Genomic DNA, 25,934 nt, shown 5'->3' on the forward strand with positions numbered 1-25,934 from the left:
CTGATTTAGTTGCGCAGAACATAATGCTTTTCGTGAATTAAAAGAACAAAATAAAAGTACTAAAGCCACTTTGATGATTATGTTTTTACTGGTGCCATTAGGCCCTTTAGCTGGGTTGTTTGGGTATTATGTATTAGCGGGACATGCAGCCATGTTAGGCGCTATTATGCTCTTTGCATCTGGCGGGATCTTATACTTAATTTTCCAAGATATTGCCCCGCAGTCTAAGCTCAAGAAACATTGGGGGCCTCCGCTTGGTGCTGTATTTGGCTATGCATTGGTGTTATTCAGTAATATGCTGATCGGCAATAGCTGAACAGCATTGAGGAATTATGTCTATGTCAGTTTAACTCACCCATTTATTACGGCGGAAATAAATCACTTGTGCAAGCTCAAAAAATAACACGGGACTCAATATACAAAGCAATTGGATTCTCAAACCTTAGTATTCAACTCTAATGAGTACCGAGTATCTAAGTTAAAAAACCTAATGTTATAAGTGCCTGTCACAATAGATTACATAAAAAAAACCTTCTTCCTGAGAGGCCTTGTGATGAGGTTTGTTTTGTTAAAAATAATTCATTTAGTGATTTTCAATTCACCATCGATATGAATATCTCTTTGTGGGAAGGCAATCACGATATCAGCGTCTTTAAATGCTTTATCTAAGGCAAAACGAATATCACTCGAAACTAGTCTCAGCCCCCCTTCTACAGTTGAGTTGATCCAAAAATAAGACTCAAAGACCAATGCATTATCACCAAAATCTAAGAAAAATACGGAAGGCTCGGGGTCATCCAACACTTTGTCATGGGCTTTCGTAGCAGCTAACATTAGCTTCGCAACTTGCTCACAATCAGACCCATAAGCCACGCCTATTCTCACCGTACCACGCACTAATCTGTCTCTTAGCGTCCAGTTTACCACCGTATTTTCGAGCAATTTGCTGTTTGGGATAAGCATATGCACGCCATCAACACGGCGAATTCGTGTTGAACGGGTATTTATTTCTTCAACAATACCCTTAACGCCCTCAACCTCTAAGAAATCACCAATGCGAATGGGCTTTTCACCAATTAATATCCAGCCACTAATAAAGTTATTAATGATGTTTTGCGCACCAAAACCAAAGCCAATGGCTATCGCCCCTGATAAAAACGCGAAGGCCGTGATCGGCACATTAAGCATCGACAGCGTCGTTAAGAAGATAATCGCCAAAGACACGATGACGATGATTTTACGAATTAGCTGAATGATATTGGGGTCACGCTTTTTCGCTGTTAAACGCTTTTCGACAGATTTAACGATCACTCGCACCAGCCAAAAGCTCAATATCAACCATAAAGGAATGATCAGTACTTCACCGACCGTGAGGGGTTCTTCATTGAATGTGAAAATGGCATGGTTCAAAAGCGCACTTAATTTCGCGAGCATAATTTATCCTTTTTAGGTCTGTACCACTTATTGACTATTGTGGCTCAGTCACAGCCATAGAAATATATAGATTAATCGTCTTTATTCTATTTATTAAAGCCGCTTGGCACATAGCTTGAACTAATTATAGCTAAATGTAGTTAATTCAAAAATAAACCAATGAAATAATTGAGTTTTTAATTATAGAGCTAACTATCGGGATAAAAACAACACTGAATTAGTGCACGACTGCACCACAATGAGGCAACTATGAATTACACTGAAGTTAATTTTGATGGGTTAGTTGGACCAACACATAATTATGCCGGGCTGTCATATGGCAACGTGGCATCTAAGTCGAATGCCAATAAAGTCGCAAATCCAAAAAAAGCTGCGCTACAAGGTTTAGAAAAAATGCATACGCTTAGCCAGATGGGGTTACAGCAAGGTGTATTGGCGCCCAATGCTCGACCTGATTTAATCACATTAAGAAGTCTTGGCTTTTCAGGCTCAGATGCCAATGTTATTTCACAAGCTGCAAAATCAGCCCCGCAATTTTTGAAAGCCTGTTATTCAGCATCCTCTATGTGGACAGCCAATGCAGCAACCGTGTCACCGAGTGCAGACAGTGGCGACGGAAAAGTGCATTTCACCCCAGCGAATTTGAACAATAAAATTCACCGAGCCATTGAAGCCAAAACCACCAGCAAAATTTTAAAAGCCACTTTTTCGGACGATTCTGTGTTCACGCATCATGCCCCTTTGCCTCAACATGTTTTGTTTGGTGATGAAGGCGCCGCAAACTATACCCGTTTAGCTGACAGTTATGGTCATCCTGGGTTAGCGCTTTTTGTATATGGCGAAGACATGAATAGCAAAGTAAAACCGCAAGTTTTCCCAGCAAGGCAAACTCGCCAAGCCAGTGAGGCAGTTGCCCGCAGTCACTTACTAGATCCAGCACAAACCCTGTATATTCAGCAGAACCCAGAAGTCATAGATCAAGGTGTATTCCATAACGATGTGATTGCCATTGGTAATGAAAATGTCTTTTTATTTCACGAGCAGGCTTTCTATCAACAGAAAAAAGTCATTGCGCAAATCAGACAAAATTACACTGGCACGCGCCCTTTACATTTAATCGAAGTCACTGACGCAGACTTGAGTGTTGATGAAGCTGTAAAAAGCTATATCTTTAACAGCCAATTAGTTAGCTTGCCAAATGGGGGGATGGCATTGATTGCACCGAGCGAATGCCAAACAATCGATACAGTAGAGCGCTATTTGGCGGCACTTTGCCAAGCCAGCAACCCTATCAACGAAGTCATTTATATGGACTTAAAACAAAGTATGCAAAATGGCGGAGGGCCGGCTTGTTTGAGATTAAGGGTTGCATTATCACAGCAAGAATTAAACGCAGTTAACCCAAATTGTTTAATGACCGATTCGCTATACGACAGATTAACCCAGTGGGTAAATAAACATTATCGTGATCGCTTGGTTGAAGCTGATTTAGCAGATCCAAGTTTAATGCGGGAGTCTCAACAAGCGTTAGATGAGCTTACGCAAATTATGAGCTTAGGCTCGGTATACAACTTTCAACTGTAGCCTAATTAATTTAAAAGCCAGAAACGGTTCTGGCTTTTACACTTCTAAGCTAATTGTGTTTTTGCTGATAAACGCTTCTTCGGTCTTCTTCTTTTTAGCCACAAATAGCAGCCTGTAATAGCAAAGATAAGCGGTGTTAAACCAATTACACACCAAATAATTCGGCTAGGTAGACCGGCAAAGTACCCAAAGTGAAGCTTGCGAAAGCTATCAACAGCGACTAAAAAAAACGGCGCTTCACGAATATCATAATTTGGCATGCGCGCACCTGTTTGCTTATTAAAGGTGACCATAGAAGCATATTCGCTGGTGACAAAACTGGTATTGCTTACTTCTCCAAAGAATGTGACTTGAAGTTCAGGCTCATAAGGAAATAGCAAATAAGTTGGCCTAAACCCACCCATTTGCTGAGTTGATTCTGCCACCATTTTATCGAGTGAAAGCTGGTGATTGTAGAGTCTTTCCGTTATCACATATTGATGTTCTTCACTATGCTCAAGCTCATGATGAATGATCTCAGAAATATTCCAATATACCCCTGTGAAACCAATCACCAATAAAACAGGCGCTGACCAAATGCCAACTAACTTATGAATATCGCTAAATAATGCAATGCGCTTTACCTTCAGTCTCAGAGTAAAAAACTTTTTCCAAAACTGACGATAAATAATTAGCCCGGAAATGCCCATAAAAAGCAAAATGAGTGATGCGACACCTGTAACCCACAGCCCGGTATCACCAATCAAAAACTTATAGTGCAAATCGAGCAGCCAGTCAGTCAAGTAATGATTGACCGCAACGGGCTCAGAGCGCACAACACCTTGGTATTGTTCAAGATAGACTTTAAACCATTCACTCGTACCGTGCTTGAGCACATATACACGATCTGCTGTTATACCATCATCAAAGACTTCCCAACTGCCAACTTCATAACCCTGAAGCTGGTTGTTGAGCTCAGCTCTTAACTCGTCATAACTTAGTCTGTTCCCTGTTTCGCCCTTAACCACTGCAAGTTCTGGCATTAACCAATGATCAAGTTCTTCTTTAAAAACTAAAATACTGCCTGTTAAAGAAATAATGATAAGTGGAATGGCGACGACTAATCCAAGATAGCGATGCCATAGATGAAGTGTTTTTTTCATTTTCGATTGCCCCTCATATGGTCATAAACCACAAAAGGCCGCATAAGCGGCCTTAAATTTTTTATAAACTTACAATGACCAATTTAAAGTCAATGCATAGTTACGAGGTGCACCATAGAAGCCTTGTGCCCAATACAGTGAGTTAATGTACTTCTCATCAAATACATTATTGGCATTGAAGGTCAGGTTAACTTGCTCGTTGATGTCGTAGCTTGCCATAAAATTCACAATCGCATAGGCGTCTTGCTTAGTGACAACTAAAGGTTGAGGGCTTTGTATGCGGCTGATCTCATCTTGCCAACGCATGTTCATACCAAAGCTTAACCCTTCAATGGCTTCAACATCATGTTTAACAGCTAGCTTAAATACTTGTTTTGGTGTGTAGTCTTTCACAAGTTGCGCTTCAATATTGCCAGCATTGATAGTGTCTGACACGTCAATATCTGTGTTGGTATAACCTAGGTTAGCGCTGAAGCCATAGCCAAGCTCACCACTTAGTTCGATTTCATACCCTTTCGATTGAATGCCTGGTGCCGCTTTGTGAACTGTTTTATCTGGAGTCGAGTTTGCCACATCTGCAACTGCAATGTTCACTTGCTCTGCGTTGAATAATGCTACATTTAGCATGAGTCTGGCATCAAATAGCTCAGCTTTTACACCCACCTCTTGAGTGTCGCCTTCAATTGGTGCCAACTGTAAACCATTAATGTCTTTTTCAGTTTGTGGCGCAAAGGTTTCGCTGTGTGAAGAATACACATTAATATCGTCATTCACTGAATAAACTAAGCCAACATGGCCCGTTGTATCGCTCTCTTCACGACTCTTATCATTACCATATGATAACCCTTGTGTTTCCCAGTTTGTGTATCTAAGACCACCAAGTAGCTTTAAATCATCAGTTAAAGAAAAACGCGCAGATACATACTGAGAACTTTGTTCACTATGTACATCCGAGCCCGGGGCTGCAGGGTTCACATCAACCAAAGTTGGCACAGGTGCAACACCATCCCACTCATTCATGTTAGGCATTGGCGGGAAACCATTACCGGTTTGATAATCATATAAAGAGCGGTCAAAGTAATACATATCGGCTTCGCTGGCACCAAAGGCCACGAGATGCTCTTGACCAAATAACTCAAAGCTTCCGCGCGCATACACATCAAATAAATTGACTCGGTCGCGTAGTTGATAATCGCTGGCATAACCTGTAAGACCTAAGCCTGTTTCTGAATCTGGCGTGCCATAAACATAAAATAAATTTGAGTCTTGCTCGTTTTGCGTATGCGCGTAGCGTGCAATGACACTCCACTCGTCGCCAATATATTGTTCAAGCTCAACAAAAGCTTGTTTTGAGGTGTTGTTCCAATACGCCCAATCTGCTGCTGTTGAAGTTGAAACATCATAGTCTGTTGGTTGACCTTTATTATCAAATAAAGCTAATGCGCCCCAAAGTGGGCTGTCAGCATCATTACTTTGATACGTTAAACTGGTCGTTAAAGTCGTTGTATCTGTTAAAGCAAATTCAGTAATACCATAAAATACTTCACGATCTACCGCGTAACGGTCTAAATAAGAGTCACGCTTTTGTTTAACCACCACAGCGCGGCTAGAAACCATATCATTAAAGCTGCCAGACACATCTGCTTCAACACGTTTATTTGACCAAGAGCCTGCTGTTACTGACACATCAGTACGTAAATCGGCTGTTGGGCGTTTACGAATAAAGTTAACTGTTGCTGATGGGTTACCTGCACCTGTCATCATGCCGTTTGCACCCATTACAACTTCAATGCGCTGATAAATCGCTGTATCTAGTGTGCCCTGAAGTGAGCCTCGCTCTTGTGGTAAGCCTAAGCCATCTACCTGAAAGTTAAGAATATCGAAACCACGTGCTTTGTAATAAGTCCGGTCTGTTTCTATCTTCTCTACTGACACCCCCGGTGTCGTTTCTAGTACTTGATTCACATCGTCTAATGAAAAGTCGTCCATCAGCGCACGCGTCACCACTCGAACAGATTGCGGTGTTTCTTTAATTGAAATACCTAGCTTAGTGGCTGTTTCTGCTTCAACTGCCAAATAGTTACTGTGCTTGTCACCTAATACTTGGATTTTCTCAATGTCTTTTTTGCCATCATCCGCAAAAGCATGACCAGAAAGAATTGCTGAAGTAGCAACGAATAGAGCGCTTAACTTAAATACACGACTTGTCATAAGAGAGCCTAAATTGGTTATTATTGAATCGCGACGCAATATAATGCAAATGAGATTGATTCGCAAAATCAATTGCAAAAATAAGAACTATTTCATCTATGAATAAGCAAATGGTGCAATGAAAAAAGACAATTGATATAGTAATCAGTCACCTAGGAGAGCAATGTCCTTGCATGCTGTGGGGGGTTACTCTAGAGACTTAATCCGAAATAAAGCGCTTAATAGCCTTTATTGCTAAAAATACATTGTCTAAGGAAGAGAATGAGCAGGCTGATCGTTTTTAATTTTGATGGCACAGGCAATGAGCCTGAAGATGCAAAACAATATGATGAACAAAAAGATGCCAGTATCAGTAATATCTTAAAACTGCACTTTTTAATGGGTGGTAACCTGCACCGCGATGGCGAGCACTATGGCCAGTCTAATCGCAACAACATCGAACATTGCTTTTACTATCAAGGGGTAGGTACGTATGGCGGCTGGTTTAACCGCTTTATTAATCAAGGCTTAGCGTTTAATTCATGGGATGTGTCATACATTCTAAACAAAGCGAGAAATGACTTTTTAAACCACTATCGTACGGGTGACATAGTATTAATAACTGGGTTCTCTCGCGGCGCTGCTTTAGCAAGGCGATTTGTCTCTTTGATTGAGCGTGCCATTAACAATGACGACACGCCTCCTTTCATTTTTTTATGTGTATTCGACACCGTTGCGAGCATCGGTCTGCCCGACATAAGCACTCGCAAACGCCCTAAATTCTCCGTCGTTTTTGAGCATGGTCGAACTATTTCAAACCTAGTAAAACACGCTACTCATTTAGTCAGTCTTGATGAAAAGCGTAAAGCCTTTCAGCCAACACTGATGAACCATGATCCAAATAGGATCACTGAAATTTGGTTTGCTGGTGCTCATTCAGATGTTGGAGGCGGATATAAAATGGATGGCCTCGCTGATGTAGCACTTTGTTATGCCATTAATTGGCTCAAACATATGCAACAGTCTCATGGTTTACCCCGCTTTACTTTAGGCATCACTGATGGTGATTGTCTCAAACAAGCTTGCCCTGACGCACTTCAAGGCACCATCAGTCACGACGATTTATCTCTATCTCCTAATGCGTTAGGCCTTAACCATCAACAAACCCGCACTTTTTTTATTGATTGGCTAACCTTAGATGACAGAGTTTGTTGTGTAATGAAAGACAATAAAATCGACCCTAGCTTAACGCCTGTGGTGCACCACAGTGTCGCCAAAAGGGTTAACTTAGATAACAATTACCAACCAAATTCTCTTGAGCAAATCGAACACCATTTGTGGCATGATTTTGCTCGACCTTTGCAGGCATTTTCCTGTGTGACAGAACACTCTGTACAAAAAGCACAAGGCTATGCTGAATTAGATGAGCACTAAATTTTGCACAAAGTGGTCAGATGAGTTATAAGAAAATGCATAGTGCGTTAGGGAGCATCTTTCATGAAAATCCATCAAATAGAAGGTTATATACAAACAATTTATCTTGTTGAATATCAAGATAAACTCATGCTACTTGATGGTTGCTGTCGTGCAGATCATGACATTGTACTGAGCTTTATAACGCAAACACTCAATCGTGCCATTGGCGACTTAAAAGTCATTCTAGTAACTCATATGCACCCTGATCATGCCGGTGGCGCACATAAACTCGCTAAAACCACTGGGGCAAAGATTGCTGCATGTAATGCTCCCGGGCATTGGTATCGAGGGCTTGATGGCGTATTAATGCATTGGACTGATATGCTACTCGCGCTTTATGTTGCTGGTCGAAAAGGGAAGAAAAAGCAAAACCTGTTTTACCCAAGAAAGTTGCGAGCCGACCATTTTCTCGCAGACGGCATGACCATACCAGGCTTTGATGACTGGCAAGTCATGCACATTCCTGGTCACACCGACCGCGATATTGCCGCTTATCATATTCCATCAGAGCGTGTTTATGTGGCTGATTTAATGGTTAAAGTTAAAGGTGAATTAATACCACCATTTCCACTGTTTTATCCGCGACATTACCGCAACTCGTTGCTGGCCATTAAATTACTTCAGCCTAAGTCTGTTATTTTGGCTCACGACGGCGAATTAGACTTTGCTGATATAGACTTCGACAGTTTGATAGAGTCAGCGCCCACCACCCCAATGACCCATTGGCGCTCTGTAAAATATAAGTTTAAGAAAGCACTTAACATCCATTAGCACTGGGTTTAAACGATTCGGATTTTTCGACATACATTCTGGCAGTTTGGATATATCAGCAAATTTGCTCACTGGTTAAGCTATCAGCAACTTGAACACTTGGAGCAAATCTGATGGCTTTATTCACTTCTTTCAAAACAGCAATAGCCGTGGCTTTAATCGGTATTTCATCAATCGCCCATGCAGGTCACGATACTGAAACAGATCAAAATGGCGTTATTTTAGCGGGTCACGATGTAATTGGTTACTTCACAGAAGGTAAACCTGTTCTTGGTAGCGCAAAGTTTACCGCCGTATATAACGACGCAATTTACCGTTTCGCATCAGCTGATAATAGAGACTTATTTAACACAAACCCAGCTAAGTACGCCCCTCAATATGGTGGCTTCTGCGCATACGGTATGACATTTGGTAAAAAATTCGACATCGACGGTAAGGCATTTGAAGTCGTTGACGGCAAGCTATATGTAAACAAAAACTTGGACGTTTATAAGGCTTGGGCTGAAAACGTACCTAAGCACATTCTTGAAGCCAACTCAGAATGGCCAGAGGTAGAAGAGGTCGACCCTAACAAACTTTAAGTGCGAGCCACTTAAAGTTTGCTTGTCAGGCTAGTCTCAGGGAACTTAGCCTGACTTTTTTGTATTAACTGCTAAGTCTATTTTAACTTACCTTGCTTGATTTCATTTAAGAGTACAAAACTAAATACCATGATTGGCAAGTTTGTGGTCACTGGATTAAAAGCTTCAATTAACAATTGTGGTTGAAGCATTGCAACCGAGAGTAATAAAAAAGCCAATGCGAGTATATTTAAGATATTCATAAGCTTAGTTTTATAAAAAACGAAAAATAGCAAACCAAATATCACTTCGCCAATACCCGCCGCCTTGGTAATTAAATAAGAGATGTCATCTGAAAAACCTATGCTGCCCGTCATGAGCTGTTCGAGTGGCGCAACATGCACAAGCTTTGGAAAAATACCGTGATACAACCACACAAAAGTAATCATGTAACGGGCTATTTGAACTGTTGTCATGCTAAATCCTATTAGACTCACTTCTTACCGCACCCGGTGCTTCACCTTGGTGTTGTTTAAATGCTTTACGAAAAGCCGCTTCTGATTCATAGCCACTGAGCTGTGCTATATCGGCAACACTTTTCTCGGTATTCACAAGCAAACGATATGCCTCAACCATTCGCCATTTAACTAAATACTTCATCGGACTTAAACCAACCAGACTTGTAAACTTGTCAGAAAAGTTCGAGCGACTCATCAGCGCTTCGTCGGCCAATGCTTGTAACTGCCAATTGCGTTGTGGGTTTTGGTGAATGGCATTCAATGCCTTGCCTATTCGCATATCAAACATCGCAGCTAATAGCCCTGAATTTAATGCACTTGTTTCAACTTGTTGTCGTAAAACTTCAATAAAAAGCAAATAAGCCAATTGATCAACCACGGTATAGCATCCTACCCTAGCCTGCTTTAACTCGTTAATCATCATTTCAATCAACCTGCGGGTTTTAGCATCATCAGTATTTGTTCTTGCTTGAAGATGGATCACCTCAGGCATTGCGTCTAATAGCGGGTTCATCTGAGCATGCTTAAATTCAAAAAAGCCACAGACCATATTGGTTACTGCGCCATCATTACTCATTGGGGCATTTATTAACTGTTCATCAGGCTTATCTGCAGAGTTGGCAATGATATGTTGATGATCGTGCGGAAAAATCACCAAGTCCCATTTCTTTAGTTGCGTAACCTCACCATTAATATGCAACCAGGCCTCACCATCACCAATTAAATGAAATGGAATACGACGACTACCTGATGTATCAACGGCCCACGTGCCACAAAAATCGCCGTTCACATACACCTCAGCGTTAAGTGACAAGCGCTTCAACAGCACACTCAAAGGATCGGGGTCATTTAAGTATATATTTGGACTTTCGGACATGATTTTCGAATATTAAGACATAGTGCAATAAATGGGCTCTATTTAAACTTGCTTGTACAAATTAAGCAAACCGGATCTGAATATGGCCAACATCACATTGTTTCATAAAGACTACTGTCCTTATTGCAAGGCAGCCAAAGCGTTACTAGCCAAATTAGATTGGCAGTACAAAGAAATTGAAGTATCGGATGACCAAGATGCTTTTAACAACATGGTTAAGCTGAGCGGCGGGCGAAGAACTGTGCCGCAGATATTCATTAATGACCAGCACATAGGTGGATTTGATGACTTTCAAGCTTATGTGAATAAGCTAGGTAAGCTAAAACGCGCTTAAAATCATGGGCGAAGTCTGACTCGCCCGTTTTTTATTGGTCGCGTTATTTAAGATTTAATTACGCACTTTTCGATGAAGCCAGTGAGTAAACGTATGCTTGAACTTGCTCGCCGCTCTCAAGGGTTGCATTCACAATAACCCGCTCGTACTGTTCACCCTCAAACTCATCCAGCATGGCCCAGCGTTCTTTTAAGGTATGAGAACAAAATAACAGACCTGAGACTTCACCAGCTGCATCATCTAGTTTAATTGCAGGAAAACCGAGTTCAGCTCCCCACCCTGCTTGATGCAGGTCCCCTTTGACAGTCGAAGGCAACCACTCACCTTCAACTTCCTGCAAAATATGCTCATTTGGCTTGCCCGGCGCGAGCGTCCCATATACAAATAACTTTTCCACTTTATAATCCCGTTTTTTTAAGAGTTAAAACATAGAAGAAAGGTGATTTACCGAACAGCTTTTGTGCGATTATCACAAAAATTAATACTGCCAAATCGGTACGCTTTTCTGATACAGTGCTGATAAATAAAAATAATGAACCTAAAGACACGCTATGGAAGCAACCATTTTAATAGGCATTATTACAGTGCTGGTATTGCTATTTACTGCATTCAAATTTAAATCAAAACGATTAGCTAAAAGAAAAGCCCACATAATAAATTTTAAAGTACCTGCAAAGGTTTTGCAGACGGTTAAAAGCCGCTATCCGCATCTGTCCGACGAACAGTTAAAAACAGTAGAAAGCGGCTTGAGAGAATGGTTCCATGTAAATTTATTAGCCAAAGGTAAGCCCGTTTCAATGCCTTCGCAGGTTGTTGATGTGGCATGGCATGAACTCATTTTGTTTACTAAGTTCTATCAGGACTTTTGCCAAAAAGCGTTTGGTCGTTTTTTACACCACCATCCAGCCGAAGCCATGTCTTCTCCCAAATCAGCTCAACAAGGCATAAAGACCGCTTGGAAACTAGCATGTGCGAAAGAAAGAATTTCTCCTCTAAAACCGACCCGATTACCACTTTTATTCGCAATAGATGCCTTACTTGATATCGAAGATGGTTTTAAGTATCAACTTAATTGCCAAGGGGTCGGTAAAGAGGGTTATTGTGCGACACATATAGGTTGCTCTGCTTCATGTGGCTCAAGCGGTACTGCCAACGGGGGTGGTGATTCTGGGGGCTGTTCTGGGGGTGGCTGCGGAGGGGGTAGTTAATAAAACTGCTAAAAATCGCTCAAAATGCGCTAAATAACGCAAATTTGAAATTAATTAAATCGATTACCTGTCTAGCAAAGTACTAGCTTATTCAAATAAATAATTAAGTCACCGTCAGGTAATCGATATGACAACACATACTTACGTTTATAGCGCTGCAGTCGCGCTTATTTTTTCAGGCCAAATCATTGCTGCTCCAGAAAAACCTGTATCCGCAAATGAATTTATTCAATTATTCGAAAAGTTAAACGGTAAACACCCAGGCGTTCGTAAAGCCCATGCCTCTGGTGTATGTGCTACCGGAGAATTTCAACCCAATACGCAATCTAACTTATTCAAAAGTGCGCCTCTTTTAAGTAGCGGCGCGCTCCCCGTCACACTAAGGTTTTCAATGGGTGGTGGTAACCCAATCGCAGACGAACGCACAACGGGTACGCGTGGTATGGGCATGCAAATTAACTTACCGGGTGGCGCTCGACACATCTTTACCGGTAATAACTTCCCGGTTTTTGCAGGCAAAGATCCCGAGACCTTCTTTGGCTTTTTATCAACCTTATTGCCCGATGAAAATGGTAAGCGCGATCCAAAGAAAACCCAAGAATACATTAAGAATAACCCGAGCGTGCAAGGCAATGTGGCATGGAATGCACAAGCTAAAACACCGGCCTCATATGCCAACACTGAGTTTTTTGGTTTACATACTTTCTTTTATGGTAATGGCGCTGACCAAGTAAAATTCCGTTGGCAACTTACACCAGACCTAGGTGTAAAAACACTATCAAAAGAGCAAGCCCAGCAGCTTAAGCCCGCTTTCTTAGCTGATAAGCTCGCCAATCAACTTACTCAAGGTACTGTATCTTTTACGCTTAATGCAGTGATTGGTGAAAAGCAAGATGCAGTAATTGACCCTTCTGTTCAATGGCCAGCAGACAGAGCACAAGTCGCTCTGGGTAAAGTAGTTCTTAAACAATCTGGCGGAGATGCTTGTACGCCAATCAACTTTGACCCCAATGTGATTTCTCAAGGCTTTACGGCCAGTGACGATCCAGTATTAAAAATGCGTTCAATGGCTTACGCCATTTCATTTGGTAAACGCTTAAGCGGCCAGTAACCCCTTTTGCTTGAGCCTGAAAAGCAGTGGGATGCTTTTCTAGGCTCATCAGCCAACACTCTGAAAATGATACCAATCGGTAACAACACTTAATCATTTTTAGATATTCATCTTTCGCCTTAATTACTCTAGAAAACAACTTCGAACCCACAATAAACACAAATAAAAACCCTTCTCATTTAGAATTTCATATGTATAATTGCGCGAGATAAAATAGTCGTCAGCTCGTTGTATTTAATAATGAAACTTTCAAATTTACTTGGCACTGTCAGACAATGGCACTGGATCACATCCGCATTATGCTTGGTCGGTATGCTGTTATTTGCAGTAACGGGGATCACTCTCAACCATGCCGCAGATATAAAAGCCACGCCAGTGATAACTACGTTAGAAGTCGAGCTTAGTGAAGGCATTAAACAAACACTTAACAATCGTGATAGCGGCCCACTTCCTCAAGCCGTTAGACAATTTTTGATAAACGAGCACAACATTACAACCCCAAAAACAGATGCCGAGTGGGATGACTACGAGGTGTATTTAGGTATGCCCAAACCTGGTGGAGATGCTTGGTTGAGTATCGAGCTTGATAGTGGGTTACTAGTGTATGAAAACACCGACCGCGGTGTGATCTCATATCTTAACGATTTGCACAAAGGCCGTAATACCAGCACAGCATGGCGCTGGTTTATCGACTTTTTTTCTGTGCTTTGCATTGTGTTTTCAATCAGTGGTTTTTGGTTACTTATTCGCTATGCAAATCAACGCCCTAGCACTTGGCCTTTGGTCGTTGCAGGTGCGGTTTTCCCTGTCATTATTTTAATTCTCAGTGCGCATTAAGGAGCGTTTGATGAAACATTATATTGCCCCACTTTTACTTGTTGCGGCCGCGGCTCCGAGCTTCGCCTCAGATCTCAGCGTCTCTGTTGAGCTGCCAAGATTACAAGTTGCCGAATATCACAAGCCTTATGTCGCTGTTTGGATTGAAAATGACAGCAACAAAGTTGTCAGTAATTTAGCTGTGTGGTACGACGTTGATATGCGTAATAACGAAGGCGAAAAATGGCTTAAAGATATGCGTCAGTGGTGGCGTAGAACGGGCCGTAACCTTGACTTACCTGTTGATGGCATGAGCGGTGCGACCCGCGGGCCAGGCACACACCAAATGCGTTTTTCTTTAGAGCAAGCTCAACTTCAAAACCTCCCAGCAGGTAATTATCGCCTGCGTGTTGAAGCCGCTCGCGAAGTGGGTGGTCGCGAACTCATTAATCTGCCTTTTACTTGGCCGCAAACTAAAACAACCACATTTAAACAAGCCGGTAACTCTGAGCTCGGCGCTATTTCATTCACGATTAACCCATAGGAAACACCATGAAAGTAACCCTTCTTAAATCGCTATTATTGGCGGGCCTAGCTGCAAGCTGTTTTAACGTAAACGCCCACCGAGCTTGGATCGTACCGCAAGAAACACAGCTTTCGGGTGAAAACCGCTGGGTCAGTTTTGATGCAGCAGTATCGAATGACATCTTTTTATCTAACTACAATCCGGGTCGTTTCTCGGGCGTTAAAGTGCATGCACCTGATGGCACACCGACTGAGGTCGAGAATATGCACAAAGGCAAATATCGTCATGTGTTCGATTTAGCCTTAACCCAAGAAGGCACTTATAAAGTATTTACTGCAAGCAATGGCCTATTTGCCAGATGGTATGAAGACGGTAAACGTAAATGGTACCCAGGCCGTGGCGAAGCCTTCTCTATGGAAGAGTTTAAAAAACGCGTACCAAAAGATGCTGACAAGCTAACCGTTACCCAGTTTTCTCGTCGTATGGAAACCTTTGTAACTTTGGGTGCACCGACCGAAAAAACATTACAAGCAACAAACAAAGGCCTAGAACTGATTGCCATTACCCACCCGAATGAGCTTTATGCGGGTGAAGCAGCTAAGTTTAAGTTTTTAATTGACGGCAAGCCTGCTGTTGGTGCTGAAGTCGTTGCTATTCGTGAAGGCACTCGCTATCGCAATGCGCAACAAGAGATCAGCGTAAAAGCAGATGAAAATGGGGTTGTAACGCTTAATTGGAATGGCGCAGGCCGCTACTTCTTCGAAGCAGAGTACCAAGATAATAAAGCCTCGGCACCTGCGACTGTGCGCCGCGGTACTTATGTTGCTGTGTTAGAAGTTTTACCTGATTAACTTGAGCTTTAATTACCCAATATGCTAAACGCATCTCCCTTTGTACAAGCCGGCCTACTTTTGGTCGGCTATTTTGCCTTTACGCTGCTTTGCTATCGCAAAGTCATTATTGCTAAATGGCAAAATCATAAAGAGCGCCGCGCAAAAACGCTCATTGCCTATGCAAGTGAAAGCGGCTCTGGTGAGCAACTCGCCCGTGAATTACATGTAAAACTAGAAGGTCAGGGCGACCCTGCAATTTGTATTTCACTTAACCAAGTGACCGAGCACCAATTAAAACAAGCCGACACCCTATTAATTATCGCCAGCACTTATGGTGAAGGCGAAGCCCCTGATAATGGTAGGCATTTTCTGGGTAAATTAGACACATTTAAAAGCACACTTGCTCATCTAAATTACGCAGTTCTTGCGCTTGGAGACAAAGCATATTACCAATATTGTCAATTTGGCCTAGCGCTCAATCAAGCACTACAAAGCAAACACTGTAAACCCTTGTTTAAACCAATTTTAGTCGACAAGCTTGATGAAAACAGTATTAATGAATGGTACTCACACTTATTAAACAAAGGTTTGCTAGCAGAAGCTGTGCCTCGTTCAACGCTGTCGTCTACTAAGCTACCTATTCAGCAGCTCAAACTTACTGGCCGTCAGCAAGTAAATATCAATAGCCCAGGCGCCCCTTTATTTGAAATAAATCTCGCTGTGCCCAGTGATTTAACATGGCAAGCCGGTGACATTGCTCGCTTACACATTAAAGATACCGTTCGCGAGTACAGTATTGCCAGTGTGCCACAAGAGCAAAGTTTAAAGCTGCTGGTGCGAGAACAAAAACATCCAACAGGTGAGCTTGGCATCGGCTCTGGCTGGCTTTGCCACCAAGCTAATTTAAACAGTGCGCAAGCATTCTCAATAAGAGCAAACCCTAAATTTAATCCATTAGACGAGCAAACAAAGCTCATCTTGATCGGAAATGGCAGCGGCTTAGCAGGGCTTAGAGGCCATTTAAAACATCGAGAGCTTAAGCAACATCACGAAAACTGGCTACTTTACGGTGAGCGTTGCGCAGAACATGATTTACCTTGGCACCAGGAGCTCGCCGAATGGTTTAATGCCAAGCATTTAACTGAAATCGACCTCGCTTTTTCTAGGCAGACCGCTGATAACAAAATAAAAGTAGGTCGATGTCATTCTGGATATGTACAAGATGCCATATTAGCGCAACAGGCAAAGTTAAAAGACTGGGTCAATAACGGGGCGGCGGTTTTTATCTGTGGCAGCTTACAAGGTATGGCAAAAGACGTTGAAAGCATGTTAATTGATATATTGGGTCAACCCGTATTATCGAGATTAGAAAGACAAGGACTTTACCGCAAAGATGTGTATTAAGTAATTACCTTCTCCATTACATACTATCACTACAAAGAAAGCTTAGTATCTTACCTAAGCTTTCATAACACTAAGCCCCCTTTTATTCACTTTAAATCATAAAGTTAAATAACATCGCAACCATTTGATAACAACCCCGCCCATGATAATGAAAACAATTATCAATTAGCTTTACTTTTCAGATTTAAGCCTTTACAGTACGCAAAAAATTTCATTAATAGCAATAAACTAGGCTCTCTCAAGATGAACACACCTTTTAAACTCTGCGCACTTTCTTCGCTTATTGCTGCGACATTAAGCACTTCTGCACTGGCTCAACAAGCACCTAAAGCTGAACAAGATGACATGGAACGCATCGTTGTGACTGCAACAGGTTTTGAGCAAAAAGTACCTGACGCACCAGCAAGTATTTCTGTAATTACCGCTGAAGACATTCAAGGTCAGTCTTACACAACCCTACTTGATGCCGTTAAGTATCAAGAAGGTGTCGATGTGGGCACTACGCGCGACAAAACTGGTCAAGGTAGCGTAAGCATGCGTGGTTTAACCGGTGAGTACACCTTATTGCTCATCGATGGTAAGCGCCAAAACAACCATGGTGATATTTATCCAAACAACTTTGGTGGTAACGCGTTTAATCACATTCCACCAAAAAGTGCCATTGAGCGTATTGAAGTGATCAGAGGACCTGCTTCGACTCTTTACGGTGCCGATGCTATGGGTGGTGTAATTAACATCATCACCAAAAAGTCATTGAACGAATGGACTGGCAGCATTGATTTCGGTCGCAGCTTTCAAACAAACGAGCAATTTGGCGATGACATCACCACTGATTTCAGTGTTTTCGGCCCACTTATCGAAGGCTTAGTTAACTTCTCTGCGCGCGGCAGCGTATACGAGCGTCAAGCATCTAACCCTGAATTTGCACCTTCTGTCGACGCAAATGGTAAAGTGCATCACCGCGAACTTGGTTTTGGCCGTGGTGGTAAAACCGTTGATAACACCAACACACAATTAGGTGCCACGTTTGTATTCACGCCAAACGAGCAAAACACCATTACCTTTGATTACGATGTATCGAATCAAGAGTATGACAACACACCTAATTACGATATTGAAACTGGCCGCATAACTTACCCGTTAGGCACCAAAGACAACATTGAATCTATCTGGCAAGATCGCAGAGGTGTCGTAAACCCTCGCGCGGGTTATGCTGCAGATCAAGAGTTTGACAGAACTTGGTGGTCATTAACCCACAATGGCGAGTTTGACGATTTCACAACATTTGTTTCTTTAGCGTATGTCGATACCGACAACAATGGCCGTACAATGCCGCTATCGGTTGCGGAGCGTAAGCAATTACAAGCTATGTACGATGGCACGGGTGAGTATGCCAACCTAGACGAAGCAGCACGTAAAGACTTAGCTGAGCGTACTTTCTTACCACGCCCTCAACGTACACTAAACAGCAACCAGTACACACTCGATGCGCGTGTTGATATTCCTGTAGACGATTTAGCGGGCGACCATGTATTTGTGATTGGCGGCCAACTGGTTGATGGGGAATTACAAGACGGTGTTTTCGGTATGGAATCGGGCGAAACACAAGGCTTACAAGCACACAAAATGACCGCCCTATTTGTTGAAGATAACTGGCATATTGCTGATCCACTAACTGTTACTGTGGGTGTACGCCACGACAACCATGATGTATTTGGTAGCCAAACTTCACCGCGTCTTTACGGTGTTTACGAACTTGGTGAAGCTTGGACTGTAAAAGGCGGGATCAGCACAGGTTATAAAACCCCAAAAACGACTGACTTGTACAACGGTATTACTGGTTTCGGCGGTCAAGGTACCTCACCGTTTGCAGGTAACCCAGATCTAAAACCTGAAACAAGTACCAACAACGAAATTGCCCTTTACTGGAATCACCCAAGTGAAGAGCACAACTTCAATATCACTTACTTCACAACAGAGTTTGAAGACAAAATTGCCCGTGGTGACCGCATTCAAAGCTGTACTGCGACCAGCAATGTTAAGCCATGCGTGAATCTAGGTCAGTACGACGAATTGGGTTACAACAGCTATAGCCAAAAGATCAACATCGACAAAGTTGAGATCCAAGGTTTAGAAGTCGCAGGTCGTTATGCGTTTAACGATGCAGTGTCTCTATACGCAAACTACACATGGACTGACAGCGAACAAAAGAGTGGCCCTAGAGAAGGCCAACCGCTAACAAATACCGCTGAGCACATGGCAAACGCAACGCTTGATTGGCAAGTGACGGACGAGTTTTCTATAACACTTAACGCAGAAGTGCGTTCAGACCGTTACCGAGGTTGGGATAGCACGCTAGAAAAACCGCTGTACTACAAAAACTACCAACTGCTTCACTTAGGTGCGAAATACAACCTAAACGAAAACGTCACTGTGTTTGCCCGTATCAACAACCTACTAGATACTGACTTTACGTCTTACAGCGTTGATTACGCAGACCTTGATGGTGACGGCGAGTTCACTTATTCAAGCGGCCGTGGCGTAGTAAGTGAAGTAGTATTTACTGATGACTACAATGTGAAAGACAAAGCGAGAAACATCTGGTTAGGTGTTAATGTAAAATTCTAGTGCAAAATACACGTTGCGTAGCAAGGTTACTTTTGCGCAACGTGAAATAAGCAGTTTTAACCGCTGCTACGGGATACTTTTCCTGTAGCAGCGGCTTTATGCCGCGACTTATCGTGAAAAATACACGTTGCGAATTGCGCAATTTTAACCACAGCTGCGGTTAATTCTGTAGGTCGTCATTTATGGCGACAGGTTTGAAATCTGTTTTCAAATAGCCTCTTGCAGAAATTCATCCTTGAAACCTCTGCCTGTCGTCATCCATAACTCCACTTCCTCGCGCTGCGAAACTTCGCATAATTGCAGGCTTCCTGCCTTTCATCCTACGGACCAGCTTCGCTGTTCAAAAATGATCCATACATTTTTCTGGTCACTCGTCACCCAAAAAAGATGCAATCTGAACTTCAGCCACGTATATTCGTCGTTTAGATTTTTATTCGACACAGTAAAACAATGCGCAATTTAATATTTTCGGCTCTCGCGTTATCTTCAACGCTTTCTACAAATGCTTTTGCACACACAACCCCTATCAAACTTAACTTTCTCGACGAATACATAATCCCTGCAGAGTTAAGCGTTGATGGTAATAAAGTCGGTGGTTTATCAAGTATTGAGTTCGTAAACGGCAAGTATTTAATGATTGCTGATGATTATAAAAAGCCGCGCTATTTTCAAGCCAGAATCAGTATCGATGGTACTGAGATAAAAAACACGAAAATCAGCAATATTACATTCGAAAAGTCATTACCACTAATGGGCAATAAATCGAGCAAGCGTGTTGTCGACCCTGAAAGTTTAATTCCTGCCCCTAAGCAAAACAGCATCGTCTGGACCAGTGAAGGCAGTGTGAAATACAACAAGCCGCCTGCTATTTTTATGCAATCACTCGAAGGTGACATAGACCAAACTCAAACCACTTTTGCATTGCCGAGCATGTTTAACATAGGTAAAAACACCGGCCCACGGCATAACGCGGTGTTTGAAGGCGTAACACTCGATATGTCGGGTAAAGGTATTTGGGTGTCAATGGAAGGCACATTAAAACAAGACGGTGAAGAAGCCACCTTAAAACACGGCAGCATGGTGCGTATTTCGCACTTTGATTTTGCCAGCAAGCAAATGCAAAAACAGTTCGCCTATTATGTTGAACCACTTTTAGACCGCAAAGGCGCTAAACCCGATGCATTTCGTACCACAGGTTTAGTTGAGATCTTACAAATCAGTGAACATCAATTTTTAACCATGGAACGCTCTTATACGTCAGGGTTAAAAGACGGTGGCAATAATGTGAGTATTTACTTAATCGATACGCAAGACGCAACCGACACATCGAACATTGCCTCTTTAAAAAAACAGCCGTTTAAAGCTGCGAAGAAAACCTTGGTATTAGATTTAGCGACCATCACTGACAAGTTAGGGTCTAAGCAGATTGATAACTTAGAGGGTTTAACGTTTGGCCCGACTTTAGCGAATGGCAATCGCAGTTTGCTGATGGTGGCGGATAATAATTTTAATGTGCATGGCCCGCAATTGAATCAGGTGTTGTTGTTTGAGGTTACGGATTAACGTGCAAAATACACGTTGCGAAGCAAGGTTACTTTTGCGCAAGGGTGACGAGTGACCGGAACGCAGTTCCGCAGCGCGAGGAAGTGAGGGTATGGATACCCGATGGGCGTAGCTACATGGAGGTAAAGCGACACTGCTCCTAAAAACTCTTTTATAGGTCATGCTTTAATGTGACAGGTTTAAAATTTGCCTTCAATTTAACCTTTTGTCGCATTGGCGACGACAACCAAGGGGAGGCTGCCGCCGGTCTCCCCTTGGAACCCCACGGCGCCCTTCATCACACTAGACCCTTCAAACAATGAATTGATATGAACGTACACGCCATGAAGGTACGTCCGTGTACAAGCATGGCTTGGCTCGCATCCATGCGAGCACATTACTCATCAATTCATTATTTTCAGGGTGTGATAAAAGGGAATTGTAGTTGCCTGTGAATCATATATTTAAAACTAACCGCCTGACTAGCCTGATAATAAAAGATAAGATGAAAACCAATTGAAATTGACTAGGGACAACAATGAATTCAAACCTTGAAAATAGATTCCAAGAATACGACTGGAACAATCAGAACTGCTATTTACAAAGGAAAAATTATGGAGAGTTTCTATCTAGCTATATTCGTAATCAAAAAAGCTCTTTAGTTCTAAACTTAAATGGTGAATGGGGCACTGGTAAAACACACTTTTTGAGACAACTCTACACAGACTTACATGCTAATCATAAATTACCTACTGTTTATATCGATGCTTGGGAATCAGACTTTTCTGATGACCCTCTATTAGTTGTTTTATCAGAAATAACTGATCAACTTTTAAAATACATTACTGATGAAGAAGGTAAAAAAAGAGAAAACGCCAAGGCTAAGCAGTCTGAACTCTTAGGAAAATTGAGTCTACTAACTAAAAAAATTTATAACAGTTCTCTAGATGTGGCTGCAGCATATATCTCAACTAAAAATGAAGAATGGGAAACAGGCTTAGATGCAACAGCATTAACTTCTATCGCAAGTCATTTAAAAGTAAATAAAAAAATAAAACTTTAGAAGTAGATGAACCTAAGTATGGTAAAAGTCTAAAAGAGAATTACAAAAAGCAATACTTAGCAATTCGTCAAACTAAAGAAATTATGAACGAATTTATTCGCTTCATAAGCAAAGGTGAGCAAGCTAAAGCATTTATTCTTATTGACGAACTTGATCGTTGCCGTCCTAGTTACGCAATCGAAATGCTAGAAATAATTAAGCACTTTTTTGAAACTCCAAATTTTGTCTTCGTTGTCGCAACCGATACAAAGCAATTGAGCCACTCGATAAAAGCAGTCTATGGTTCTGGTTTCAATGGCGAAGAATACCTGACTAGGTTCTTTAATCGAACAGCTTCAATACCTAAAGGGGATTTATCTGGCTTTATAAAAGGCTGCTTAGAAAAGACCTCTATTCTAGAAAACCTAAATATTGGATTGGCAATTCCGAATTTCCGACACAATATGGACTCTAAAGGCACAATATCAAAAAACGACTTAGAGATAGAAGAGCTTACACAGAACTTAATGCTAATCGCTGAGATCTACAATATAAGCTTGAGGAAACTAGAACAAGCGATAGCTAAACTTGACTCAATTCTATTATTTGAGAGTCACAAAGAAGAAATATTATTTGATTATCAAGTTCTGTTTCAATTGATCATAGAATCAAGCTCTGATTTATTCTCACAAATCTACAAAGAAAGAAAGCTAAATACTTCTGAAAATAGCCCAACCTTCAACCTACATAATAAAACTAAAGTACTAATTACTGGTTATGAACATAATACCGATATAAATGGTATTTTACTTCATGCTAATCCACAAAATTTGTCTTCTCTCAAATCAAGTCAAGATAGAAACTTGATAAAGGCAAAACTTGATTTTAGTCTTGCTGTGATGAGGTTAGGTTCAAACATTCAGGAGCTTCTAAAAGTGTCAAAACCGCCTGGAAATTATAATATTAGCGCAAACCTGATTAAAAATTATCAGCGTAATCTAGCATTACACCTAAATGAAAGTCAGCACTTTAAAGTTTGGACTGAAGAAGATTATTTTTCTAAAGTTGAGCTTGCTAGTTCATTATCTTAAATAAATCGGAATGGCTTACATCATCCACAAATCCAACAGACAACGCCCTTTCCCCTTCTATCTCGCCTGAAAATAAGCAATTGATGAGTAATGTCAGCGAATGGATGCGCTGCAAGGCTGATTTAGTCCATGGATGGAAAGGTTAAAAGTCCATCAAAAGTTAGAATTGCTCAATTTACCTTGCGCAAAAGTAACCTTGCTTCGCAACGAATATTTTGCATGATAAGTCGCGGCATAAAGCCGCTGCAACCGAAATGCAAATTCTAGAATTTTTGGTGACAGATATTGCAGCTTTTAGCCTATTCACAAAACCAACAGGCAACTCCCCTTCCCTTTTATCACACCCTGAAAAGAATAAATTGATGAGTAATGTGCTTGCATGGATGCGAGCCAAGCCATGCTTGTACATGGACGTACCTTCATGGCGTGTACGTTCATATCAATTTATTGTTTGAAGGATTTAGTGTGATGAAGGGCGCCGTGGGAGTCCAGAGGGCGGTCGGCGGCAGCCGCCCTTTGGTTGCTGTCGCCAACGCGACAAAGGGTTAAATTGAAGGCTGATTTCAAACCTGTCGCGCTAAAGCTCGACCTACACAAATAACGATTGAGTATTCCACATCAATAGTTAAGGTTGCTCATTTCAACTTAATTACACCTATAAACAACGACACATGATTTAGAATCACATTTAAAACCTTCAGACTCACAAGAACCACCACCATCATGGGTGTCTAAACCTAATTGATTAAACCAATCAATTAATGCTGTCACATTGCTTTGCGAAGTGTTGAAGTTCCTCGCCTGATATTTATCAGTGGGAATTAACTTTCCATCTGACGTTTTTGCTCTTTCTGTTGTTTTAACTTCAACTTCGAGCCCCTCAGAAAGGTGGTTTCTGAATGAAATATTTACTTCTATAGAGCTACCATCCGGAAATACCACTGTCGTTGCAGCTGCCGTCTTTAAGCTAGTTGACACACTTATAACAGCAGAGACCCCTACATTGAGATCTGCAGCCATTTGATTAAAAGCGGCTCTTAACTCTTGGATTGTAGCTAATATTTGTGACTGTTGGTTATTTACATAATCATCTATAAAGTTAGAAAATGATGAACCTGCATTGAGTGCTTCCGCTGAAGTCGCATATGGAGAGTCTTGATTTAAAACAATCTTATTAGACAAGTGGTTGTTAAAATCAGTCATATATCGTTTAGCTTCAATTAATGAGCTTTCTATTTGGCGCTCTAAAGGAGATTTCTCAACTTTAACGTCAATCCTAGGCGGGCTACCTGGAACTTTACTGCCAGAATGTCTAAAGACTGTTACTTTAAATTGCTCGAAATTTGCATTTTGAGTGTCAATTACATTTATAGTGTGTACACCTGGAGGAAGGAAATTAGCTCTGCTTTTAACTTTTTCAGTCATGATGCTTTGTGAACAACCATCACAACCCATTAAATTATTTGCATAGGTAGGTAAAGCTAGCAAAGTTAGAGTCAATATGATTAGTTTGTACATAATATTCCTTATATATGTTTAAAAAACCAACAAAAAATTATAATCCCCAAAAATCAGAAATTCAAGGAATAAAAAATTCAGACGGAATGAATTTCTACAAGATAAGCCCCGGCTTCCGAAAAACACTGCAAACTGAGCAAGCTTAATTCACAGGGTCTTGCATTGAGCACGTATAAACTCAGAACCAACAGGCAACTCCCTTCCCCTTTTTAGTTCGCCTGAAAATAAGCAATTGCATTGTTTGAAGAACAAGCGAGATAGAGGGACGCAGTGGAAGTCCAGAGCGAAGGTCATACCCGAGCGGTCGGCGGCAGCCTCCCCTTAGTTGTCGTCGCCAACGCGACAAAAGGTTAAATTGAAAATAAGTTTCAAACCGATCGCGCTAAAGCACGGCCTACACACGAAAGATTCACCTTTTTCAACAGTAGTCTTGCTTTGCAACGCATATTTTGCACGATAAGTCGCGGCATAAAGCCGCTGCTACCGAAAATGCTGCCAACTGTGCAAGTGCTTATAGCTGTCGTCGCCAACGCGACAAAGAGTTAAATTGAAGGCTGGTGATGAGCCATGCATAGATTCTGAAACAAGTTCAGAATGACTAAAAACAGTTAGAAATCGCGGCATAAAACTGCTGCTACCGAGGTTTAGTTAAACCAAGCAAACCACATTGCTATGCAATGTGGTTTTTACACTTATCGAATCTCTCTTCTAAATCCCCCACCTCACAAAACCCCAACGCCAAAGCAAACGCTTCATTATTATCATTCACATAAAACAACGCAGGAAAGCCGCTCACTCTGAGCTGTTGCACCAAACCCAAATGCTGCTGTAACTGACTTTCAGTTTCAGCCGATAACAGCACTTTTTCAAACTCAGCACCGTCCAAACCTATGTCTACTGCACACTCAACAAGAGTCTCATGCAAAGACGGGTTTTGTGCTTTTTGGTAATACGCAGATTGAATGGCTTTAACCATGTGTTCTGAACTGTTAGGGCTTAACGTTTCTGCTGCTATCACGGCGCGACACGCAGGATAGGTAGAGCGATAAGGGGTGTTTAACTGCCAGTAGTCATGATTAAAGCTCACTTGCGTACGCTGCTCTATTTGCTGCCAATAGCCGGCAATTGCAGTGCGCAGGCTTTCATCCATTGGTTGGTCATTATCAGGGGCGAGACCGCCCATGATCCAATCGACTTGAATCTCTGAGTGTTGTTGTAAAAATGCCGCAAGCTCAGGCGCAAAGCCATAACACCATGCGCACATGGGGTCGACCACATAAATAAACCGCATTGTTTTTACTTTCCTTTTAGCTTTTTATCTAGATTTTT

General features: G+C 41.7%; 25 protein-coding genes. 17 read left to right on the forward strand and 8 right to left on the reverse strand.

The window, feature by feature from the left end; all coding sequences use genetic code 11:
- Positions 1 to 73 precede the first annotated feature (73 nt).
- Positions 74 to 316 (forward strand): hypothetical protein, encoded by a 243-nt coding sequence (locus C1E24_RS17935; protein ID WP_138483842.1) that lies wholly within the window; start codon positions 74 to 76, stop codon positions 314 to 316.
- Positions 317 to 579: 263 nt separating this feature from the next.
- Here the strand turns inward: C1E24_RS17935 and C1E24_RS17940 are convergent, their stop codons facing one another.
- Positions 580 to 1,434, reverse strand: coding sequence for a mechanosensitive ion channel family protein (locus tag C1E24_RS17940; protein WP_138483844.1), 855 nt, complete (start codon positions 1,432 to 1,434; stop codon positions 580 to 582).
- Positions 1,435 to 1,683: 249 nt separating this feature from the next.
- On the opposite strand from C1E24_RS17940, the gene astB reads away from it, so the two are divergent.
- Positions 1,684 to 3,018, forward strand: a complete 1,335-nt coding sequence (astB, locus tag C1E24_RS17945; RefSeq protein ID WP_138483846.1) for an N-succinylarginine dihydrolase — start codon at positions 1,684 to 1,686, stop codon at positions 3,016 to 3,018.
- A 44-nt stretch (positions 3,019 to 3,062) separates the two neighbouring features.
- Here the strand turns inward: astB and C1E24_RS17950 are convergent, their stop codons facing one another.
- Together C1E24_RS17950 and C1E24_RS17955 are read right to left on the reverse strand one after the other, a co-directional pair.
- Positions 3,063 to 4,160, reverse strand: a complete 1,098-nt coding sequence (locus C1E24_RS17950) for a PepSY-associated TM helix domain-containing protein (protein ID WP_138483848.1) — start codon at positions 4,158 to 4,160, stop codon at positions 3,063 to 3,065.
- A 69-nt stretch (positions 4,161 to 4,229) separates the two neighbouring features.
- Positions 4,230 to 6,371: a TonB-dependent siderophore receptor gene (locus C1E24_RS17955; protein WP_138483850.1), complete on the reverse strand. Its 2,142-nt coding sequence runs from the start codon at positions 6,369 to 6,371 to the stop codon at positions 4,230 to 4,232.
- Between the two features lie 261 nt (positions 6,372 to 6,632).
- On the opposite strand from C1E24_RS17955, the gene C1E24_RS17960 reads away from it, so the two are divergent.
- The 3 genes from C1E24_RS17960 to C1E24_RS17970 all read left to right on the forward strand — a co-directional run bounded on the left by C1E24_RS17960 (position 6,633) and on the right by C1E24_RS17970 (position 9,178).
- Complete coding sequence (locus C1E24_RS17960; RefSeq protein ID WP_138483852.1) at positions 6,633 to 7,784, forward strand: T6SS phospholipase effector Tle1-like catalytic domain-containing protein; 1,152 nt, start codon at positions 6,633 to 6,635, stop codon at positions 7,782 to 7,784.
- A gap of 63 nt (positions 7,785 to 7,847) precedes the next feature.
- The gene (locus C1E24_RS17965; RefSeq protein WP_138483854.1) at positions 7,848 to 8,597 is read left to right on the forward strand and encodes an MBL fold metallo-hydrolase; all 750 of its coding nucleotides are present in this window, start codon (positions 7,848 to 7,850) and stop codon (positions 8,595 to 8,597) included.
- Positions 8,598 to 8,707: 110 nt separating this feature from the next.
- Positions 8,708 to 9,178: a YHS domain-containing (seleno)protein gene (locus C1E24_RS17970; RefSeq protein WP_431188336.1), complete on the forward strand. Its 471-nt coding sequence runs from the start codon at positions 8,708 to 8,710 to the stop codon at positions 9,176 to 9,178.
- A gap of 77 nt (positions 9,179 to 9,255) precedes the next feature.
- Here C1E24_RS17970 and C1E24_RS17975 read toward each other — a convergent pair whose 3' ends face one another.
- Both C1E24_RS17975 and C1E24_RS17980 read right to left on the reverse strand, forming a co-directional pair.
- A complete protein-coding gene (locus C1E24_RS17975; protein WP_138483858.1) occupies positions 9,256 to 9,633 on the reverse strand; it encodes a DoxX-like family protein in 378 nt (125 codons plus the stop codon).
- A 1-nt stretch (position 9,634) separates the two neighbouring features.
- Positions 9,635 to 10,552: an AraC family transcriptional regulator gene (locus C1E24_RS17980; RefSeq protein ID WP_138483860.1), complete on the reverse strand. Its 918-nt coding sequence runs from the start codon at positions 10,550 to 10,552 to the stop codon at positions 9,635 to 9,637.
- An 82-nt stretch (positions 10,553 to 10,634) separates the two neighbouring features.
- Here C1E24_RS17980 and grxC point away from each other — a divergent pair, with 82 nt between their 5' ends.
- On the forward strand, positions 10,635 to 10,886 hold the full coding sequence (gene grxC / locus C1E24_RS17985; RefSeq protein ID WP_138483862.1) for a glutaredoxin 3: 252 nt from the start codon (positions 10,635 to 10,637) through the stop codon (positions 10,884 to 10,886).
- Positions 10,887 to 10,944: 58 nt separating this feature from the next.
- Here the strand turns inward: grxC and C1E24_RS17990 are convergent, their stop codons facing one another.
- Complete coding sequence (locus tag C1E24_RS17990) at positions 10,945 to 11,283, reverse strand: gamma-glutamylcyclotransferase family protein (RefSeq protein ID WP_138483864.1); 339 nt, start codon at positions 11,281 to 11,283, stop codon at positions 10,945 to 10,947.
- A 154-nt stretch (positions 11,284 to 11,437) separates the two neighbouring features.
- Here C1E24_RS17990 and C1E24_RS17995 point away from each other — a divergent pair, with 154 nt between their 5' ends.
- The 11 genes from C1E24_RS17995 (at position 11,438) to C1E24_RS18045 (ending at position 23,542) form a co-directional block, all read left to right on the forward strand.
- On the forward strand, positions 11,438 to 12,094 hold the full coding sequence (locus C1E24_RS17995) for a glycine-rich domain-containing protein (protein WP_138483866.1): 657 nt from the start codon (positions 11,438 to 11,440) through the stop codon (positions 12,092 to 12,094).
- 127 nt (positions 12,095 to 12,221) lie between these two features.
- Complete coding sequence (locus C1E24_RS18000; protein ID WP_138483868.1) at positions 12,222 to 13,205, forward strand: catalase family peroxidase; 984 nt, start codon at positions 12,222 to 12,224, stop codon at positions 13,203 to 13,205.
- 240 nt (positions 13,206 to 13,445) lie between these two features.
- Positions 13,446 to 14,042 (forward strand): PepSY-associated TM helix domain-containing protein, encoded by a 597-nt coding sequence (locus tag C1E24_RS18005; RefSeq protein WP_138483870.1) that lies wholly within the window; start codon positions 13,446 to 13,448, stop codon positions 14,040 to 14,042.
- A gap of 10 nt (positions 14,043 to 14,052) precedes the next feature.
- Positions 14,053 to 14,565 (forward strand): DUF2271 domain-containing protein, encoded by a 513-nt coding sequence (locus C1E24_RS18010; RefSeq protein ID WP_138483872.1) that lies wholly within the window; start codon positions 14,053 to 14,055, stop codon positions 14,563 to 14,565.
- An 8-nt stretch (positions 14,566 to 14,573) separates the two neighbouring features.
- Positions 14,574 to 15,398, forward strand: coding sequence for a DUF4198 domain-containing protein (locus C1E24_RS18015; protein ID WP_138483874.1), 825 nt, complete (start codon positions 14,574 to 14,576; stop codon positions 15,396 to 15,398).
- Positions 15,399 to 15,419: 21 nt separating this feature from the next.
- The gene (locus C1E24_RS18020) at positions 15,420 to 16,784 is read left to right on the forward strand and encodes a sulfite reductase subunit alpha (protein ID WP_138483876.1); all 1,365 of its coding nucleotides are present in this window, start codon (positions 15,420 to 15,422) and stop codon (positions 16,782 to 16,784) included.
- A gap of 243 nt (positions 16,785 to 17,027) precedes the next feature.
- The gene (locus tag C1E24_RS18025; protein ID WP_138483878.1) at positions 17,028 to 19,412 is read left to right on the forward strand and encodes a TonB-dependent receptor domain-containing protein; all 2,385 of its coding nucleotides are present in this window, start codon (positions 17,028 to 17,030) and stop codon (positions 19,410 to 19,412) included.
- A 450-nt stretch (positions 19,413 to 19,862) separates the two neighbouring features.
- Complete coding sequence (locus C1E24_RS18030; protein WP_138483880.1) at positions 19,863 to 20,975, forward strand: esterase-like activity of phytase family protein; 1,113 nt, start codon at positions 19,863 to 19,865, stop codon at positions 20,973 to 20,975.
- 517 nt (positions 20,976 to 21,492) lie between these two features.
- Entirely contained in the window at positions 21,493 to 22,017 is a 525-nt protein-coding gene (locus C1E24_RS18035) for a P-loop NTPase fold protein (RefSeq protein ID WP_138483882.1), read from the forward strand.
- An 83-nt stretch (positions 22,018 to 22,100) separates the two neighbouring features.
- On the forward strand, positions 22,101 to 23,087 hold the full coding sequence (locus C1E24_RS18040) for a KAP family P-loop NTPase fold protein (protein ID WP_138483884.1): 987 nt from the start codon (positions 22,101 to 22,103) through the stop codon (positions 23,085 to 23,087).
- Positions 23,088 to 23,302: 215 nt separating this feature from the next.
- Positions 23,303 to 23,542, forward strand: a complete 240-nt coding sequence (locus C1E24_RS18045; RefSeq protein ID WP_138483886.1) for a hypothetical protein — start codon at positions 23,303 to 23,305, stop codon at positions 23,540 to 23,542.
- A 190-nt stretch (positions 23,543 to 23,732) separates the two neighbouring features.
- Here C1E24_RS18045 and C1E24_RS18050 read toward each other — a convergent pair whose 3' ends face one another.
- Entirely contained in the window at positions 23,733 to 24,605 is an 873-nt protein-coding gene (locus tag C1E24_RS18050) for a hypothetical protein (protein WP_138483888.1), read from the reverse strand.
- Positions 24,606 to 25,275: 670 nt separating this feature from the next.
- Positions 25,276 to 25,896 carry a DsbA family protein gene (locus tag C1E24_RS18055; RefSeq protein WP_138483890.1) on the reverse strand — a complete coding sequence of 207 codons (621 nt, stop codon included), beginning with the start codon at positions 25,894 to 25,896 and terminating at the stop codon, positions 25,276 to 25,278.
- Positions 25,897 to 25,934: the final 38 nt, after the last annotated feature.

The organism is Pseudoalteromonas phenolica, from assembly GCF_005876835.1.
GTDB classification, from domain to species: Bacteria; Pseudomonadota; Gammaproteobacteria; order Enterobacterales; family Alteromonadaceae; genus Pseudoalteromonas; species Pseudoalteromonas phenolica_B.

Bases quoted from the DNA above. Each gene is read 5' to 3' on its own strand.
- C1E24_RS17935 (WP_138483842.1), top strand. From the start codon at position 74: ATGATTATGTTTTTACTGGTGCCATTAGGCCCTTTAGCTGGGTTGTTT.
- C1E24_RS17940 (WP_138483844.1), bottom strand. From the start codon at position 1,434: ATGCTCGCGAAATTAAGTGCGCTTTTGAACCATGCCATTTTCACATTC.
- astB (WP_138483846.1), top strand. From the start codon at position 1,684: ATGAATTACACTGAAGTTAATTTTGATGGGTTAGTTGGACCAACACAT.
- C1E24_RS17950 (WP_138483848.1), bottom strand. From the start codon at position 4,160: ATGAAAAAAACACTTCATCTATGGCATCGCTATCTTGGATTAGTCGTC.
- C1E24_RS17955 (WP_138483850.1), bottom strand. From the start codon at position 6,371: ATGACAAGTCGTGTATTTAAGTTAAGCGCTCTATTCGTTGCTACTTCA.
- C1E24_RS17960 (WP_138483852.1), top strand. From the start codon at position 6,633: ATGAGCAGGCTGATCGTTTTTAATTTTGATGGCACAGGCAATGAGCCT.
- C1E24_RS17965 (WP_138483854.1), top strand. From the start codon at position 7,848: ATGAAAATCCATCAAATAGAAGGTTATATACAAACAATTTATCTTGTT.
- C1E24_RS17975 (WP_138483858.1), bottom strand. From the start codon at position 9,633: ATGACAACAGTTCAAATAGCCCGTTACATGATTACTTTTGTGTGGTTG.
- C1E24_RS17980 (WP_138483860.1), bottom strand. From the start codon at position 10,552: ATGTCCGAAAGTCCAAATATATACTTAAATGACCCCGATCCTTTGAGT.
- grxC (WP_138483862.1), top strand. From the start codon at position 10,635: ATGGCCAACATCACATTGTTTCATAAAGACTACTGTCCTTATTGCAAG.
- C1E24_RS17995 (WP_138483866.1), top strand. From the start codon at position 11,438: ATGGAAGCAACCATTTTAATAGGCATTATTACAGTGCTGGTATTGCTA.
- C1E24_RS18000 (WP_138483868.1), top strand. From the start codon at position 12,222: ATGACAACACATACTTACGTTTATAGCGCTGCAGTCGCGCTTATTTTT.
- C1E24_RS18005 (WP_138483870.1), top strand. From the start codon at position 13,446: ATGAAACTTTCAAATTTACTTGGCACTGTCAGACAATGGCACTGGATC.
- C1E24_RS18010 (WP_138483872.1), top strand. From the start codon at position 14,053: ATGAAACATTATATTGCCCCACTTTTACTTGTTGCGGCCGCGGCTCCG.
- C1E24_RS18015 (WP_138483874.1), top strand. From the start codon at position 14,574: ATGAAAGTAACCCTTCTTAAATCGCTATTATTGGCGGGCCTAGCTGCA.
- C1E24_RS18020 (WP_138483876.1), top strand. From the start codon at position 15,420: ATGCTAAACGCATCTCCCTTTGTACAAGCCGGCCTACTTTTGGTCGGC.
- C1E24_RS18025 (WP_138483878.1), top strand. From the start codon at position 17,028: ATGAACACACCTTTTAAACTCTGCGCACTTTCTTCGCTTATTGCTGCG.
- C1E24_RS18030 (WP_138483880.1), top strand. From the start codon at position 19,863: ATGCGCAATTTAATATTTTCGGCTCTCGCGTTATCTTCAACGCTTTCT.
- C1E24_RS18035 (WP_138483882.1), top strand. From the start codon at position 21,493: ATGAATTCAAACCTTGAAAATAGATTCCAAGAATACGACTGGAACAAT.
- C1E24_RS18040 (WP_138483884.1), top strand. From the start codon at position 22,101: ATGAACGAATTTATTCGCTTCATAAGCAAAGGTGAGCAAGCTAAAGCA.
- C1E24_RS18050 (WP_138483888.1), bottom strand. From the start codon at position 24,605: ATGTACAAACTAATCATATTGACTCTAACTTTGCTAGCTTTACCTACC.
- C1E24_RS18055 (WP_138483890.1), bottom strand. From the start codon at position 25,896: ATGCGGTTTATTTATGTGGTCGACCCCATGTGCGCATGGTGTTATGGC.